Raw genomic sequence first — 15,137 nt, forward strand, 5'->3', positions numbered from 1 at the left:
GGAGTTTGATGTCAATGCGTGGTTCAGTATCAAGCGGTGATGCCAATTCTGGTGGCCATCTACACCCGACCAGCGCGCACGTGAACATTGAAAAATGGCGCGATGGTCAGGTAATGTCGGTTGCAGATGTGGTCGCCGAAGAGGTACCGATTGCGCTGGAGTACAACGGAATTTCGCATGTGGTCATGATGGCGACGCCAGCTGATCTTGAAGATTTTGCGTTGGGTTTCTCATTGACGGAAGGCATTCTTGCCGATCCCAGCGAGCTGTTCGGCTGCGAAATTGTCACTGCTATCGACGGCATTCAAGTACAGATGGAGATCGCGTCTCAACGCTTTATGACATTGAAAGAGAAGCGTCGTAATCTGACCGGGCGTACCGGTTGCGGTCTATGTGGAGCGGAAACGCTTGCGCAGGCGATTCGGACGCCGCCGCCGGTGACGTCTAGTGCGGGCTTTTCGGCGAAAGTTTTGCACGCAGCGGTCGACCGGATGAAGCAACAACAACGCTTGCAGCAGGCCACCGGCGCAACCCATGCAGCAGCGTGGGTGCAAAAAAATGGCGATGTGTTGCTGGTGCGAGAGGACGTGGGACGACACAATGCGCTGGATAAATTGATCGGTGCATTGGCCGCGGATAAGCACGATTTTGCTAGTGGTGCAGTTCTGATTACCAGTCGGGCAAGTTATGAAATGGTGCAGAAAGCCGCAACCATGGGAATTGGCATGATTGCGGCGATCTCGGCACCGACGGCTTTAGCGATCAGACTGGCACAGCAGACCGATGTGACCCTGTTAGGCTTCATGCGGGAAACATCGCATGTGGTCTACGCCAATGGACGTCGCCTGATGATGGAATAATCCTGCTTTCGCAGTAGCACGCCTGACTACGATTACGTACCTGCAGTGCAATTTGAAAAATAACGACAATATCGGCGAATGAAAGAAAGTAATGAACTTACATCACCTTATTAAAATGGCTAATCAAATCGGTGCTTTTTTTGAAACCATGCCGAATCGTCCTCAGGCAATGACCGATTTCGCCGGGCATATCAAACGCTCGTGGGAGCCGCGCATGCGTTCCGCTCTGTTGAAATACGCGGAGGAACAGCAAGAAAATGAATTGAAAGAAATTGTACGAGAAACGATACGGGTGCACGCCGAGGCAATGCGTTAGATTTCTACGGCAGTGCCCCCGACCTGACCGGTAAATTAGACCGCTCTCGGTGAGATCGCCTGATTTTTGCAAGACCACCATCTTCGTCTCCCGAACTGGTGGTCTTTTGATTTCTCTCAGCTTAACTATCCTCGTTGCGGTCAATTCATGATCGGCACAGGATTATGCGTGCCTTCAATCGCGTGTAGTGCTAGTCTATGCCCTCCGTCTATAGCGCATGGATTCAATGGACCTACAATTCATCAGTCCCAGAAAAAACGCACTTTTGTACCTCATCAAGATAATGACCGGTTCGTTAATCTCCTGGTACGGTTTGCGCGCAGCAGGGATCCCCGAGCCGTATTGGGCAATGATATCTTTAATTGTCGTGACTGAACCCGATATCACGCTGGCCAAGTCGAATTTCAAGGCGCGGGTAATCAATACCATTAACGGTGCGGTTGTTGCCTGTTTAACGCTGGTGATACTTGGTCCAAGTTTTTTTTCCATGTTGGTCGCATTGGCAATCTCTGTATTGGCGGCAATGTTATTACATAACTATCCTGCCAATTGGCGCCTTGGTCCGGCGACCGTGGTCATTCTTATGTCCGCGGCGGTGGAAGGAACGGGCCTGCACGAAGAGTTGCACCTTGCCTTGTTGCGGGTCGGCGAGGTGTTGGCAGGTAGCAGCGTGGCCTTATTGCAAACGCTGGCGTATGGTTTTGTGATTAGGCACATTTCTAACGAAAATAAGGAGTTGCCTTAAAGCAGATTGGTCGCCTGAATTGTCGCGTTCGTGGACGACTTCGGATAGACTGCAATACGATGGCAATACGACGGCAAAATCCTTGATCGAATCTATTGACGTGGATTGATCGGCAACACTATAGTGACGACATGATTTCAGAATTTCACCAATTATCCGAAAAAATCCGGCTTTTAGCCGAATTAACCCAAACATTGCGCCACGAAAATGCGGCTCTTCGTAAGAGCGGTTCCACGTTGGTAAGCGAGAACGCCGACCTTGTGAAACGTATCAGCGAAGCCCACCGACGGGTTGCGGCACTACTCGAAAAAATGCCCGCGCTGCCGCAAGATGAGCCGCTGGTTCAGCCCCAAGCTCAGGAGAATGCATGACACAGTTAAGCGTCCAGATTATGGGCCAACCTTATACATTATCGTGCAAAGCTGGAGAAGAAGCGACGCTGCAGCAAGCCGTTACTTATCTGGATGGCAAGATGAGTGCGATTCGGGATGGCGGAAAAGTACGCGGCAATGATCGCATTGCGGTTATTGCAGCGCTTGGGCTGGCCGCAGAATTGTTATCGGCAAAGGCCCCTGACGGTCCTCTGTCCGATCTGACTATGGCGGAAGTACAGCAGGAAATCACGGCCATGCACACGGTGCTGGATGATGCTTTGGGTTCGCAAGAAGTGCTGTTTTAATTTTTTACCAAAGTGTTTGACATGAAGAACGTTTGGAGTAAACTTAGGACTCCTGCCGTGTTCGCCATTGCCATAATTCCTTGAACCATTTTTACGCAGCGGTTACGGGATATCGTTCGATGGGAGTGATCGTCGCTAGTTCGATGAACCCGAAATTGAACTAACTGTAGCCAACTTGAACCTTCTTGGTTCAGGATGCCGGCAAAGCGGCACAGCGGGAATCAATTCGAAAGCAGTTGCATGTAGATGCAGCTGCTTTTTTTCTTTTGATTTTCCAGGACGGCCGCGTTATGCGATATTGGCTTATGAAATCGGAACCGTCAGATGCCAGCATCGATGATGTGCTGGCGCTGCCGGATCACACTCTTCCGTGGTACGGTGTAAGGAACTATCAGGCCCGCAATTTTATGCGAGACCTTATGCAAGTGGGCGATGGTGTACTGTTTTATCATTCCAGCTGTGCCGAGCCAGGTATTGCCGGGATTGCGGAAGTCGCGAGCATCGCCTATCCGGACGACACGCAATTCGATTCCAAAAGTAAGTACTACGACCCCAAAGCCACGCGGGAAACCCCGCGCTGGATGTTGGTCGATGTGCGCGCTATTAAAAAGACGCCACTCGTCAGTCTCGCGACATTACGTGCGGAACCGACGCTATCGGAAATGCAAATCCTGCGGCGCGGGAACCGACTTTCCATTACGCCCGTGTCCACAACCGAATGGCGTTGCGTGATCAAAATGCTTAAGGACGCATAACGTCCATTAATATTCATTGCTCACCATTTTTTTGTTTAGCTACGACGCCTCCGCTTTCCCCCTCTCCGATTTTTCGCGCATCATTATGCGTAGGCCGACAGCACTCCCACGTCAGCCCCTGGTCCTTTCGATTCTTGGGTTAGCGCTGCTGATGCTTATTGTTTCCCATGGGATACAGAGGTAAGTCTACTTCGACCTTTTCAAGCAACCTATAATTTTTTCTAATGTATACCTATTAGAAAAAATTTCTTTAGGAAAAGCCCAAAAATGAGAATATCGAGTGGCGAGCATTTTATTGTTTAAAACAATCATCAAGACCCTCCTGAAGTGGCGTATAGCTCGGTTCATGCATCGGTCCATGCGTCGGTCCGTGCGTCGGTACATGTGCCGGTTCGTGCGTCCTCAAATGCATCAAGGAACAATTTATGTACTCTGATTTGCAAGAAGCAATACTTATGCGGCCTGAACACATGGACGCTGAAGAGTGGGAGTCGCGACTTAAGCTGGCTGCATTCTATCGACTGGTTGATTGGTTTGGCTGGACCGAACTTATTTACAATCACATTACCTTACGCGTGAATGACCCAGCGATGGCGCTTAATACGCACTTTCTCATCAATCCGTTTGGGTTGCATTATTGCCAGGTGTTGGCCTCGAATCTGGTAAAAATTGATCTCGCCGGAAACAAGGTCGAACCTTCGAAATACCCGATCAACGGCGCAGGCTTCGTCATCCACAGTGCGATTCATGCGGCCCGTGATGATGCACATTGTGTGATCCATACGCACACGCTGGCCGGTTCCGCGGTTGCTGGTAAACAGGACGGCTTGCGCTACGATAATCTGGTGAGCGTACGGCTGAAGGGACGCGTTGCCTATCACGATTTCGAGGGCATCACGACGGACGAAAGCGAACGGCCGCGTCTGGTCAAAAGTCTCGGCGATAAGAACATGCTGATCTTGCGCACGCACGGTCTGCTCGCCGTCGGGTACACCGTGGAAAAGGCCTTCATGCATTACTGGCGGTTGCAGCGCGCCTGTGAATTACAAGTAGCGATGGATGCGCTGCAAGGACCAAACCAGGCGATTCCCGCTCAAGTATACGAAGAATCGTTAGAGCGGGAAGCCGCAATTCGACAGCCGCAGCCGGATGAGCTGCCGATAGACATTTTCAACGCCATGCTGCAAAAGGCCGGAATCCGTTACCAGGCCCTGGTGTAGCTGGCTTAGCTGATGTAAGTTGGCAGGGGTGCAGGTCGCTGCGACAACGATGGACAAAAAATAATATTCTGAGACGTAAGCCATAATGATCGTAACGAGAACACGCGCACCGGTATTGCTGTGCCATCCTTTAAAGCAACTTCTTCGACACCTTGGCCCACGCTGCAGTCATCAGATCAGGCAATACGTGACTGGCGCGCTGGTGTGTCTTGTGGGTTTCGCTGGCGTTATGCAATCTAGTGCGGCCCAGAAATATCCTGCGAATCCGATTCGGATTGTTGCCCCCTTTGGGGTTGGTGGAGGGGGTGATACCTCTTTGCGCATACTGGGTCAGCAGCTCACCCTCGAATTGGGTCAGCCGGTCATCATCGACAATCGACCGGGCGCGAATGGCATTATCGGCGCGCAAGAAGCGCTGCGCACGGCGGCAGACGGCTACACCCTGTTTTATGGCAGCACGACGACGCTCGCTGCTAACAACAGCTTGATGAAAACGTTGCCTTATGATCCGTCGAAGGATTTTTCGCCCATCACCCGTGTCGGATTACTGCCGTTTGTACTGGTGGTGACGCCCGGGCTTCCAGTGCATTCGGTTCGGGAACTCATCGCTTATGCCAAGGCACATCCCGGTAAATTATCGTATGCCAGCGCAAATGCGACCGGTCAGGTGGCTGGCAGCACCTTTGCGCGGATGGCGGGGGTGGACATGTTGAATGTGCCGTACAAGACCAACGCGGCGGGTCTGACTGATGTGATGAACGGCACTATCTCGGTCATGTTCGCCGATGTGCCGTCTGCGCTGGTGCAAGTCGAGGCCGGCAGGATGCGCGCTCTAGGCGTGACAACCGCACGTAGAAGCGCGATCTTACCGCAATTGCCATCGATCGCTGAGTCGGGCTTGCCCGGTTATGAAGTCGTCGCCTGGACTGCCATGTGCGTGCGTGCAGGGACCAGTCCCGCTATTGTGAAGCTACTCAATGCGGCCATCATTAAAGCCCTCGATAGCCCGGAACTACGCGCCAAATTTGCAAAAATCGGGATCGATGTTGCGCTCAGTACACCTGCGGAGCTATCCACTTTTATTCAAGCCGAAAAGGGCAAATGGGCAGGTCTGATACGCGCCGCAGGGATTCAGCCGGAGTAGAACTTTCTGTATATTTCGCAGACCGGTAAGTTGGACAAAAAAATCCGGATCGTAAAATCGTTCCGGACGTTTGATTCCTGACTACGCCGCACGTTTCAATTTAACTGCCGGGGCTTCCCGCGAAACGCGGCGTTCGATAGGCCAGCACCAACAGTATAATCCCCAGAATGATCATCGGTATCGACAGCATCTGTCCGGCCGATATGGTGATTCCTTCAAACGTCACGTTATAGTCCGGAATGCGGAAGTATTCGGTGAAGAAGCGGGCGCAACCGTACAGCAAGCTGAACATTCCTGAGACCGCCATTCGCGGGCGCGGCTTACGGGAGAAAAACCACAATATGATAAATAGTAAAATACCATCTACCAGCATTTGATAAATTGGCGACGGATGTCGCGGCAGGTTATCGACGTTCGGCCAGATCATCGCCCACGGTAGCGAGGCATCGGCTACACGGCCTGGTAATTCTGCATTGATAAAATTCCCCAGCCGTCCGGCGGCGTAACCTAGCGGTACCATCGGTGCGATAAAATCCATGATGTCCATCAGCTTGCGACCTTTCTTGCGGCCCCACCAGGCCATCGCCAGGAGCACGCCCAGGAAACCACCGTGGAATGACATCCCGCCGTTCCAGACAGCTATGATTTGCGAGGGATGCTGGAAGTAGAAGACAGGATCGTAAAAAAAGACCTGACCCAGACGGCCGCCGATGACGACCCCAAGCACGCCATAAAAAAGCATGTCATCCAAATCTTCTTTTTTCCAACCTGCTGCCGCAATGTGCGGTTGTTTAATGCGGATTCTTCCGACCCCTATAAATTGTATAAAGGCCAATAAGTACATGAGGCCATACCAGCGTACATGGAGCGGGCCGAGAGAAAATGCAATCGGATCGGGCATTGGATGTATCAGCATTTATTGTTTCTTTCGTAGTAACTCTAAAAAGGCTTGCAATACGGGCGATGTATTGTCTTTTCGCCACGCCAGGCCGGTTTCGATTTGCGAGGTAGCATCTTCCAGTTCGCGGTAGTCGACGCCGGGGCGCTTTAAATTGGACACCGATTGTGGCACAAGCGCAACTCCCATGCCAGCCGAGACTAAACCGACGATGGTTTGCATCTGAATCGCTTCCTGTCCAATATGCGGCGTTTGCCCGGCATTTCGGAAACACGCCAGTATCGTATCGTGAAAGCCGGGGGAAATTCTGCGAGGAAAAATGATTAGCGGTAAATCGCTCAAGGCACTCAAACGTAATTTCCCTTTTTCGCGCAATGCCTTATGCCCGGAGGGGACGGCCAGAATCAACGGCTCTGATAATACCGGCAAATAGTCCAGCCCGCGCTTGGCCTGATCCGGGAGTGGCGGAATCAACAAACCTGCATCAATCTGTCCTTGCGCCAATTGTTCCAGCTGAAGATCACTGGTGGATTCGCGTAAATCGATCTCAACATGCGGAAAAGCCTCGCGGAACTCACGTAGCAACGGCGGCAAAATGCTGTAATCCGCTGTCGATACGAATGCCAGCGTCAACAATCCGGATTCGCCGGTGGCGGCACGGCGTACCAGATCGGGCAGGATGCTGGCCTGTTGCAAGATGCGGCGCGCCTCCGGCAGCAGGGCCAGACCTGCCGGGGTGAGGGCGACGCTGCGCTTGGTACGCGCAAACAGCAGCGCACCGATATCGGCTTCCAGCGCTTGTATAGCTTGCGATAGGGGAGGCTGCGTCATGTGCAGCCGAATCGCGGCGCGACCGAAGTGCTTTTCTTCGGCAACGGCGACGAAGTAACGTAATTGCCGCATCTCTACCGACATATGATATCCATGTTCATCCAGGGGGAATCATAATCGAATCGTGGCGACCGTGAGTGAACAGAGGCAATTTTGGACGCACTCTTAACAGTAAGCACGCGCAATTAACGTTTGGGGCCTTTTTTTGTTCCAAAGATTTTATCCACCCGATCTTTGCGAACTTTATCCATTTGATCGTGTGCGCGTCGTTTATCGAACCCGATGATGCGTTCTACAAACTCAAACCAAACGAAGGCAATCGCCATCAGACCAGCCGCCCACCACCAGGAAATATCTGCAAAGGGACCAATGGCAAAATACTTAAGGGCGACCAGCACAACGATGACGATGATAAGCAGCATTGCAATTCCTTCGCACGATTTTCTTTTGGGAATAACGCAGGATAGGTTGTATTGCGTTACGGGTCAACGCACACGGAATGTGACCCTGCGCGGTGGAAATTGGAATGGACCTGCGAAGCATGTCTCCCGAATTAAGCGCCAGCGCCTAAAAATTGTTGCAGTTCGAGGGTCTTCGGATGCGCAAAAATGTCTTCCGGCGGCCCGATTTCATGGACTTTTCCGTGGTGCATGAAGACCACGCGATCGCAGACTTCGCGAGCAAAACGCATTTCATGCGTCACCATGAGTAGTGTCATACCTTCGTTGGCCAGGCCACGTACCACGCTAAGAACTTCATTGACCAGTTCTGGATCGAGTGCCGAGGTGATTTCATCGCATAACAAGGCTTGCGGTTGCATGGTTAGCGCGCGGGCAATGGCAACCCGTTGCTGTTGACCACCCGATAATTGATCGGGAAACGCATCGAACTTCTCGGCAAGCCCTACCCGTGCCAGGTTTTCTTCAGCCGATTTGCGGGCCGCGCTTTCTGTGGTGCCCTTGACGATCATCGGCGACAGCATGACGTTGCGGCCGACCGACAAATGGGGGAACAGGTTAAACTGCTGGAAAATCATGCCAACTTTAAGGCGTAAAGCGCGCAGTTCAATTTCCGTACTTCCCAAATGCGACCCGGCGACGCTGATGTTGCCTTCATCAATGGTTTCGAGACCGTTAATACAGCGCAGCAAAGTGCTTTTTCCAGAGCCGCTTTTACCGATAATGGCGATAACTTCACCCGGTTCCACATTAAGGCTGATGCCCTTGAGGACCTGATTGGTACCGAAGCTTTTTTTTACATTATCAATTGCGATGAGCGGCATTGAATTTCCTTTCGAGAGACTGACTGTATTTGGAAAGCGGCCAGCACAACGCAAAATACATCAGCGCGACCAGTGCATATACTGTGAACGGTTGAAACGTAGCGTTGGTAATCATGGTCCCGGCTTTTGATAGTTCGACGAAACCGATGATGGAAGTGACGGCTGTCCCTTTCACGATCTGCACGCTAAAACCAACAGTCGGTGGAATTCCCATGCGGAAGGCTTGCGGCAATATGACGTGACGCATCTGCTGCAGATAACCCATTGCCAGGCAGGACGAGGCTTCCCACTGACCACGAGGAATCGATTCGACGCAGCCGCGCCAGATTTCGGCCAGATAAGCGCTGCTCCAGCAGGTCAGTGCGATGACAGCGGCGAGCCACGCGGGAACTTCCAGACCAAATAATGCGAGTCCGAAAAAAACCAGAAACAATTGCATCAGCAACGGTGTTCCCTGAAATAATTCGATATAAAGTTTGGTCGCCCGCCTTAACCAGACCTGCCTGGAAGTGCGAAGAAACAAGATCATCAGACCAAGCAAGCCACCCAGCACGAACGCGGTTAAGGAGAGGAGTACGGTCCAGCGTAACGCCAGTAACAGATTGCGCACGATGTCCCAGAGCGAAAATGAAATCATGCGGCGCTCCCTGTTGCAGGTCGGCCAAATAGCCAATGACCGATTAATCGCAGTAATTGACGCAATCCGATAGCCAGGATCAAATAGATCACCGTCGATAGCAGATAGGACTCAAAGGAACGGAAGTTACGCCCCTGGATGAAGTTGGCTGCATACGCAAGTTCTTCCACGGCGATTTGCGAACACACGGCTGAGCCAAGCATCACAATCACCACCTGACTGGTTAATGCCGGCCAGATTTTTTGTAAGGCGGGCGGTAAAATGACATGGCGAAATATCTGCATTCTGGTCATCGCCAGACTCTGACCGGCCTCGATTTGACCGCGTGCAATGGCTGCGATGCCAGCCCGGATAATTTCACAGCTATACGCACCTAAATTGATGACCATGGCGAGCGAAGCGGCTTGCATTTCGGTGATATGTAAGCCGATACCGGGAAGTCCAAAAAAAATAAAAAATAGCTGAATCAGAAACGGTGTGTTGCGGATCAGTTCAACGTAGGCGCTGACCAGAGGCCGCAACCATAGCGGGCCCTGGGTCCGTGCCCACGCCGCAAAAATCCCGACAGCTATGCCCAAAACGCCGCCAATCGCGATCAGTTCGATCGTGACCAGAACGCCCTTGATGATCACGCTGGTATAGTCAAACGGTGCCAGAAAATCGAAGTGATAACGCATTGCTTTTTGCCTCTAAGCCGGTTTACGTGAATCGTCGTTAATATGGTTATACAGCGATCTCTGGTCTCTTGCTCTTACTAATTTGCAAACAGGTTACAGACGGCATTGAGAAACTGGGATCGCTGGCGCCCGATATCGGATTACATATTGGCAGGCAATGGCAGACCGAGCCACTTCACGCTGATAGCGTTTAATTCGCCATCTTTCTTTGTCTCTGCCAAAATCGCATTGACTTTATTGAGCAATTTCTTTTCGTCCTTGTTAAGCCCGATTGAGCACGGCGAGTCTTTAATCAGAAATTTTGTTTCTGGCTTCTTTGGTGGGTTCTTGGCGATGATTGCAGCTGCAACGACGTTGCCGGTTGCGATCAACTGCACCTGACCTGACAGAAACGCACTGATGGTGCCGTTATTGTCTTCGTAGCGTTTGATGGTCGTACTGGCCGGAGCGATCTTGGTCAATTCCAGATCTTCGACCGCACCGCGCGTAACGCCCACGATTTTTCCAGCGAGATCTGCCACGGTAGTGACCTTTTGATCCGCACCACCAAAAACGCCGTTAAAAAAGGGCGCATACGGCGCGCTGAAATCGATGACCTTTTCACGTTCCGGATTTTTCCCCAGGCTGGAAATAATCAGGTCGACTTTCTGGGTTTGAAGGTAGGGCACACGATTGGCGCTGGTGACCGGAATCAGTTCGATTTTGACGCCCATTTTCCTGGCAATCATTTTAGCCACGTCGATGTCCAGCCCTTGCGGTGTCAGATCACTGGTGACTGATCCAAAAGGTGGAAAGTCCTGCGGCACTGCGACTTTCAGAACGCCACTTTTAGTAATCTGGTCTAGCGCGTCGGCATAGACCGTTGTGCTGGCGAAAGTGGTCACAGCCATTAAGGCGAGGAGGATACGCGGTAGTTTCATTTTGAAGGTCCTTTAACGGGGATAGGAAAAATCGGTGTGGACTGCCGGTTCGTGGCATCGTTCATCGGTGCCAACGCGTGGTGCAATGGCGAGAGCGTATCGGTTCGCACCGATTGATTGAGACCAGCCTCGACGTTGCATAAATGCGCATGCATCAGTTGTTCGGCGAGTACCAGATTGTTGTCTTCCAGTGCTACGACAATGCCGACATGCTCTGCGCACGATTGCCGGGCGTGGTGTGTTGATTGATACAGCATCGCCGTGAGCGTCGTGCGGGTAGTGAAGTCGCGTAATGTGTCGGCCAATAACGTATTGCCAAACGATTCACAGAGGCACACATGAAAATCGCCCAGCAAATAGCTGCGCGTGGCGACGTCGTCACTGTCCACCGCCGCCTGCTCACGTTCGACGTGCTGGCGCAAAAGTCGCACCGCGTCAAAGCTGATGGGGCGTGCATGGCGCAGTAATCCAAGCTCAAGAACCCGGCGTGCTTCGAACGCGTCGCGGGCGTCCTTGGGCGTCGGTGAAATTACATACCAGCCGCGACGCGGACTGACGGTGACGATTCCGCGAGTCACCAATCGTGTCAAAGCTTCGCGAATCTGGGTCCTGCTGACGTCGAATAGTTCAGCAAGTTGTTGTTCGCCCAAGCGCGTGCCCGGCGCGAGTTTTTGCGCGAGCATTGCATCGGTAATCCGCTGCGCGATCTGGGCTGATGATTTGGGGAGGTCGACTGTCATGCATTGGTATGAGCAAGTCGTATGCCAGGTGAGGGCCAAGACTGATACACCAATCTGATATACAAGATTGATGTACCAGATTCACCAAGTTGGCATTATTACCGGGATTAGTCTCCCTAAAAAGGGGAATTACGCCCTTATTTGGATCGCTGAACTAGCTGAATTTTCTTGAGAGAAATAATATTTCCTCATGGAAAGTTCGTGCGTTGATAAAAGGCGCATTTAAAAGACCAAATGATGGTATCACCGAATAATTGCACGCCTGCGGGCGATGGCGATTGCCTCGGTACGATTATGCGCATTGAGTTTTTGGTTGATATTACGTAAATGCGCACGTACGGTGGTGACCGAGACAAACAGTTTCTCTGCGATGACCTGATTGCCATGGCCTTCTGCCAACAGCCATAAAACTTCGCGCTCGCGCTCAGTGACGGCACCGCTTATTTTAGGGGTAGCGGGGCGGCTGCTCTTATCCATACCCATTGGGCCGACTTGTTCGAACTTCGGTTCCGAGGGATTGCTGCGCGACGTATTTTGCGCGGTGATAATTTTTTCTGCGAATAAACGTATTACATTCTGGTCGCGCAGTGTGAAGGTTGCATATAACTTACCCTGCGGTAGATTTTGCAGGGCGGTCAGTAATTCTTCGATTAGTCGCAGTAGCGCGGGACCTTCATCCTGAAAAATACGGACAAAATTTTCCGGCTGCGCTTCGATCAACGCTTCCGCAAGCTTGACCAACGCCAGGCCTTTGCTTTCCGCCTGAACTGAGGCGAAGCCCATTGCCATTGCATACAGCACTTTGGTGCGGAGCGCATATCGCACACGCCCCCGGCGCACGGCATCGCCCAAATGCTCCTTCAATAACGGGACAGCACCAAGCGCCTGTCCGCTATGGATTTGCATTCTTAACAAAGCGAGCGTGGGGCTATCGATATCATTTGCGATCGGTTGAAAATCAGGATGCGCATTCACCGATACAGGGTTAATTAATGCAAGCATCTCTTTTGCAGTATCCAAATCTTGTTCCAGCATGGCACCACGCGCTCGCTCGATACGCGCCATGTCCACCAGCCGCGTAAGTCCACGTTGTAACCCCAGATGCTCCATATCAAACAGGGTTTGCAGAGCGTCGTTACCATTTCCTTCTGCGCGCAAAATCCGCACATAAATCAAATGACTGGCGATCAAATGATCCGGCATGCCAGCTTCTTTCACCAACGGGAGATACATTTTTAACAGTCGCCTGGCTTGGTCCAGCATGCCGGTTTCATAATAGATCTCGGCCAGATAGAGACTGGAAAAACCGCTGTCGGCACCGTACCTACCCATGCCGGGAGGCCGTTGTTCTCCGATCAGAAGATGCAGTCGCGCCGCTGCGGAGCGAAATTTACCCTGCAACATATCAAGCATACTATTCATATAGCCGGCCACGGCGCCGCCAAACAGCGATCTGCCAGTTGAGTATTGTTGCGTGACGCGGTCGAGGGCCAGTCGTGCTTCCTGATGGCGACCGATGGTGGCGTAATAATAGGCGCAACCGATCATTAGCATGGTCTGCAAGAAGGGCGCGTAAGCATCGTTTTGCAACACCTGGGCACCCTCCCAAATCGGGGCGGTTTCCTCGATCCTGTCCAGCATGACCAGACTGAATGTACGCAACGCCATCGACGCAGCATACGACATGCGCTTGGTAGAACCAGAGTGCACGTCGTCGGCGATATCATTACTGCCAACTGCCTCCAGTAGCGCCAGTGCCTCTGCGCTGCGATTGGTGTGAATCAGAACCCAGGCATAGACAAAAATTAACTTTTGATTGCCTTCCAGGGTCGTTCCTTTCAGTGTATCGAACCAGCGCGCGAGTAATCGCACCCGCCCTTGCAGCAGTAACGATTCCGCTTTTTGTTCGAGTAATTCCAACAGCAGCGTTTTATCTTGCGTCAGGACCGCGTGATCAATCGCGGGTATCGGTCGATCCTGCTGCAGATACCAATTCGACGCTCGACGATGTAAAGTGCGCGATAAGCCAGGATATTTTTGTTCTAGCTGAGAACGCAAAAAAGTGGAAAATAACGGGTGATAACTGAACCACTTGCGTTGCTCATCCAGCGGGGCAATAAACATATTTGAACGTTCGACCTCCTCCAGCAGGCGCTGACTGTCATCGCGTCCCGTGATGGCGTTGCAGCTCTCGATACAAAATTGTTGCAGGATACTGGTCTGTAAAATAAATTCCTGCAAATATTGCGGTTTCTGAGAAAGTACGTCCTCGGCCAGATACGTCGCAATGGTGCTGTTTGACCCGGAAAATGTTTCTACAAATTGACGTGGATCAGGATTGTTTTCAAGTGCCAGCGATGCCAGCCATAACGCTGCGGGCCATCCATCGGTGATCTCATGAAGTCGTTTTAACTCCGGATCGGCGAGCGTCAAGCAGCGCTTGTCACGTAGGAATTCAGTGGTTTCCTGGAGACTAAAACGCAAGTGTATCGCATCGCATTCAAGCAACTCCTGACGCGCACGTAGCCGCGCCAGGTTCAATAGCGACTTACCGCGTGCGCCAATAATGATCTGCTGCCCGGTTCCCAGCGTGTCAATAGTTTGCTGGATAAGCGACAGCACCGCGGGGCTATGCAGGGTCTCGAATTCATCGAGTATTAGCACGAATGGCAACGCGGTGGCGATGACGGCATCCAACAATCCGGCGGTGGACTGACTGAGATCCTCATAGCTTTTTTCAGTTGCCACCACTTCAGAAAAGATGCGCGTAGCAAGAAGCATTTTTTGAAGCGCCTGAGTCAGGTTATACGCGAATTGATCGAGATCATTGTCGCCTGTATCCAATGTTAACCAAGCGACTGCTTGTTGTTCAGACGTCAGCAGTTTATACACGGAACGTAATAGCGTGGTCTTACCGAAACCTGCAGGCGCATCAATGATCATGAGCTTTACCGTATCGGCGCGAAGCATCCGGTCAACGACTTGCTGGCGAGTGATGAAAAGGAGTGAATTCGACGGGGGGCTAAATTTGGATGGTGGGAAATGCTTTATGCCTGTGGATTTTTTTGTCATGCCAGCACCATGTTTATGCTGGGTTTCGATGAGATTTTAATGCCACTGATAGCCTCTATGACCGGCTTTTCAGCGGCAGAACATACTGCCAACGGACAAGCGATACCGATCGGTTCGATGGCATTATCAGGCAGTAAAATTGAATTGCATAAGAGAAACTTTTTCTTCATTCCGGCTTCTCATTCGATCATCGCAACTCCACGAGCAGACTATTCGTCAGTTTCGGACGACGGCATAGGTCGCCCGAATAACTAAAAAAATGCTGACACTTACCTGGCTAGCGCCATTTTTTATTCAATTTTTACCAATTATGGTGATTCTATCGCAAAATTTCCCGCGGGAAATGCGCGTGAATGTTATT

At 51.7% G+C, this 15,137-nt stretch carries 18 protein-coding genes and 1 other RNA gene; 10 read left to right on the top strand and 9 right to left on the bottom strand.

Translation table 11 applies throughout. The features are described 5' to 3' along the window. Positions 1 to 14 precede the first annotated feature (14 nt). The 9 genes from fdhD to JQN73_RS13085 all read left to right on the top strand — a co-directional run bounded on the left by fdhD (position 15) and on the right by JQN73_RS13085 (position 5,719). Positions 15 to 860 (top strand): formate dehydrogenase accessory sulfurtransferase FdhD, encoded by an 846-nt coding sequence (fdhD, locus tag JQN73_RS13045; RefSeq protein WP_370551241.1) that lies wholly within the window; start codon positions 15 to 17, stop codon positions 858 to 860. A 91-nt stretch (positions 861 to 951) separates the two neighbouring features. Continuing rightward, positions 952 to 1,176, top strand: a complete 225-nt coding sequence (locus tag JQN73_RS13050) for a formate dehydrogenase subunit delta (RefSeq protein ID WP_205319325.1) — start codon at positions 952 to 954, stop codon at positions 1,174 to 1,176. A gap of 226 nt (positions 1,177 to 1,402) precedes the next feature. Further along, positions 1,403 to 1,921 carry an FUSC family protein gene (locus JQN73_RS13055; RefSeq protein ID WP_205319326.1) on the top strand — a complete coding sequence of 173 codons (519 nt, stop codon included), beginning with the start codon at positions 1,403 to 1,405 and terminating at the stop codon, positions 1,919 to 1,921. A gap of 131 nt (positions 1,922 to 2,052) precedes the next feature. After that, on the top strand, positions 2,053 to 2,292 hold the full coding sequence (locus JQN73_RS13060) for a DUF904 domain-containing protein (RefSeq protein ID WP_205319327.1): 240 nt from the start codon (positions 2,053 to 2,055) through the stop codon (positions 2,290 to 2,292). Then, the gene (locus JQN73_RS13065) at positions 2,289 to 2,600 is read left to right on the top strand and encodes a cell division protein ZapA (RefSeq protein ID WP_205319328.1); all 312 of its coding nucleotides are present in this window, start codon (positions 2,289 to 2,291) and stop codon (positions 2,598 to 2,600) included. The genes JQN73_RS13060 and JQN73_RS13065 overlap by 4 nt, the downstream gene beginning before the upstream one ends. Before the next feature lie 46 nt (positions 2,601 to 2,646). Continuing rightward, positions 2,647 to 2,825: non-coding RNA, 6S RNA (gene ssrS, locus JQN73_RS13070), on the top strand. 65 nt (positions 2,826 to 2,890) lie between these two features. Then, entirely contained in the window at positions 2,891 to 3,355 is a 465-nt protein-coding gene (locus tag JQN73_RS13075; RefSeq protein ID WP_205319329.1) for an EVE domain-containing protein, read from the top strand. A gap of 425 nt (positions 3,356 to 3,780) precedes the next feature. Continuing rightward, on the top strand, positions 3,781 to 4,575 hold the full coding sequence (locus JQN73_RS13080) for a class II aldolase/adducin family protein (RefSeq protein ID WP_240162253.1): 795 nt from the start codon (positions 3,781 to 3,783) through the stop codon (positions 4,573 to 4,575). Positions 4,576 to 4,804: 229 nt separating this feature from the next. Next, positions 4,805 to 5,719 (top strand): tripartite tricarboxylate transporter substrate binding protein, encoded by a 915-nt coding sequence (locus JQN73_RS13085; protein WP_205319330.1) that lies wholly within the window; start codon positions 4,805 to 4,807, stop codon positions 5,717 to 5,719. A gap of 100 nt (positions 5,720 to 5,819) precedes the next feature. Here JQN73_RS13085 and lgt read toward each other — a convergent pair whose 3' ends face one another. The 9 genes from lgt to JQN73_RS13130 form a co-directional block, all read right to left on the bottom strand. Then, positions 5,820 to 6,635, bottom strand: a complete 816-nt coding sequence (lgt, locus tag JQN73_RS13090) for a prolipoprotein diacylglyceryl transferase (RefSeq protein WP_205319331.1) — start codon at positions 6,633 to 6,635, stop codon at positions 5,820 to 5,822. Further along, positions 6,636 to 7,532, bottom strand: coding sequence for a LysR substrate-binding domain-containing protein (locus JQN73_RS13095; protein ID WP_205319332.1), 897 nt, complete (start codon positions 7,530 to 7,532; stop codon positions 6,636 to 6,638). Positions 7,533 to 7,633: 101 nt separating this feature from the next. Continuing rightward, positions 7,634 to 7,870 carry a TIGR04438 family Trp-rich protein gene (locus JQN73_RS13100; RefSeq protein WP_205319333.1) on the bottom strand — a complete coding sequence of 79 codons (237 nt, stop codon included), beginning with the start codon at positions 7,868 to 7,870 and terminating at the stop codon, positions 7,634 to 7,636. 131 nt (positions 7,871 to 8,001) lie between these two features. Beyond that, a complete protein-coding gene (locus JQN73_RS13105) occupies positions 8,002 to 8,730 on the bottom strand; it encodes an amino acid ABC transporter ATP-binding protein (protein ID WP_205319334.1) in 729 nt (242 codons plus the stop codon). After that, positions 8,711 to 9,367, bottom strand: a complete 657-nt coding sequence (locus JQN73_RS13110) for an amino acid ABC transporter permease (RefSeq protein ID WP_205319335.1) — start codon at positions 9,365 to 9,367, stop codon at positions 8,711 to 8,713. Before JQN73_RS13110 ends, JQN73_RS13105 begins: the two co-directional genes overlap by 20 nt. Next, complete coding sequence (locus tag JQN73_RS13115) at positions 9,364 to 10,044, bottom strand: amino acid ABC transporter permease (protein WP_205319336.1); 681 nt, start codon at positions 10,042 to 10,044, stop codon at positions 9,364 to 9,366. The genes JQN73_RS13110 and JQN73_RS13115 overlap by 4 nt, the downstream gene beginning before the upstream one ends. Before the next feature lie 140 nt (positions 10,045 to 10,184). Beyond that, a complete protein-coding gene (locus tag JQN73_RS13120) occupies positions 10,185 to 10,964 on the bottom strand; it encodes a transporter substrate-binding domain-containing protein (protein WP_205319337.1) in 780 nt (259 codons plus the stop codon). Continuing rightward, positions 10,961 to 11,704 (bottom strand): GntR family transcriptional regulator, encoded by a 744-nt coding sequence (locus JQN73_RS13125; RefSeq protein ID WP_205319338.1) that lies wholly within the window; start codon positions 11,702 to 11,704, stop codon positions 10,961 to 10,963. Before JQN73_RS13125 ends, JQN73_RS13120 begins: the two co-directional genes overlap by 4 nt. Before the next feature lie 243 nt (positions 11,705 to 11,947). Further along, entirely contained in the window at positions 11,948 to 14,647 is a 2,700-nt protein-coding gene (locus tag JQN73_RS13130) for a LuxR C-terminal-related transcriptional regulator (RefSeq protein WP_205319339.1), read from the bottom strand. Positions 14,648 to 14,746: 99 nt separating this feature from the next. Between JQN73_RS13130 and JQN73_RS13135 the strand changes: the two genes are divergently transcribed. Then, positions 14,747 to 15,031, top strand: coding sequence for a hypothetical protein (locus JQN73_RS13135; protein ID WP_205319340.1), 285 nt, complete (start codon positions 14,747 to 14,749; stop codon positions 15,029 to 15,031). Positions 15,032 to 15,137: the final 106 nt, after the last annotated feature.

It is taken from the genome of Glaciimonas sp. PAMC28666, assembly GCF_016917355.1.
In the GTDB taxonomy this organism is placed as follows: domain Bacteria; phylum Pseudomonadota; class Gammaproteobacteria; order Burkholderiales; family Burkholderiaceae_D; genus Glaciimonas.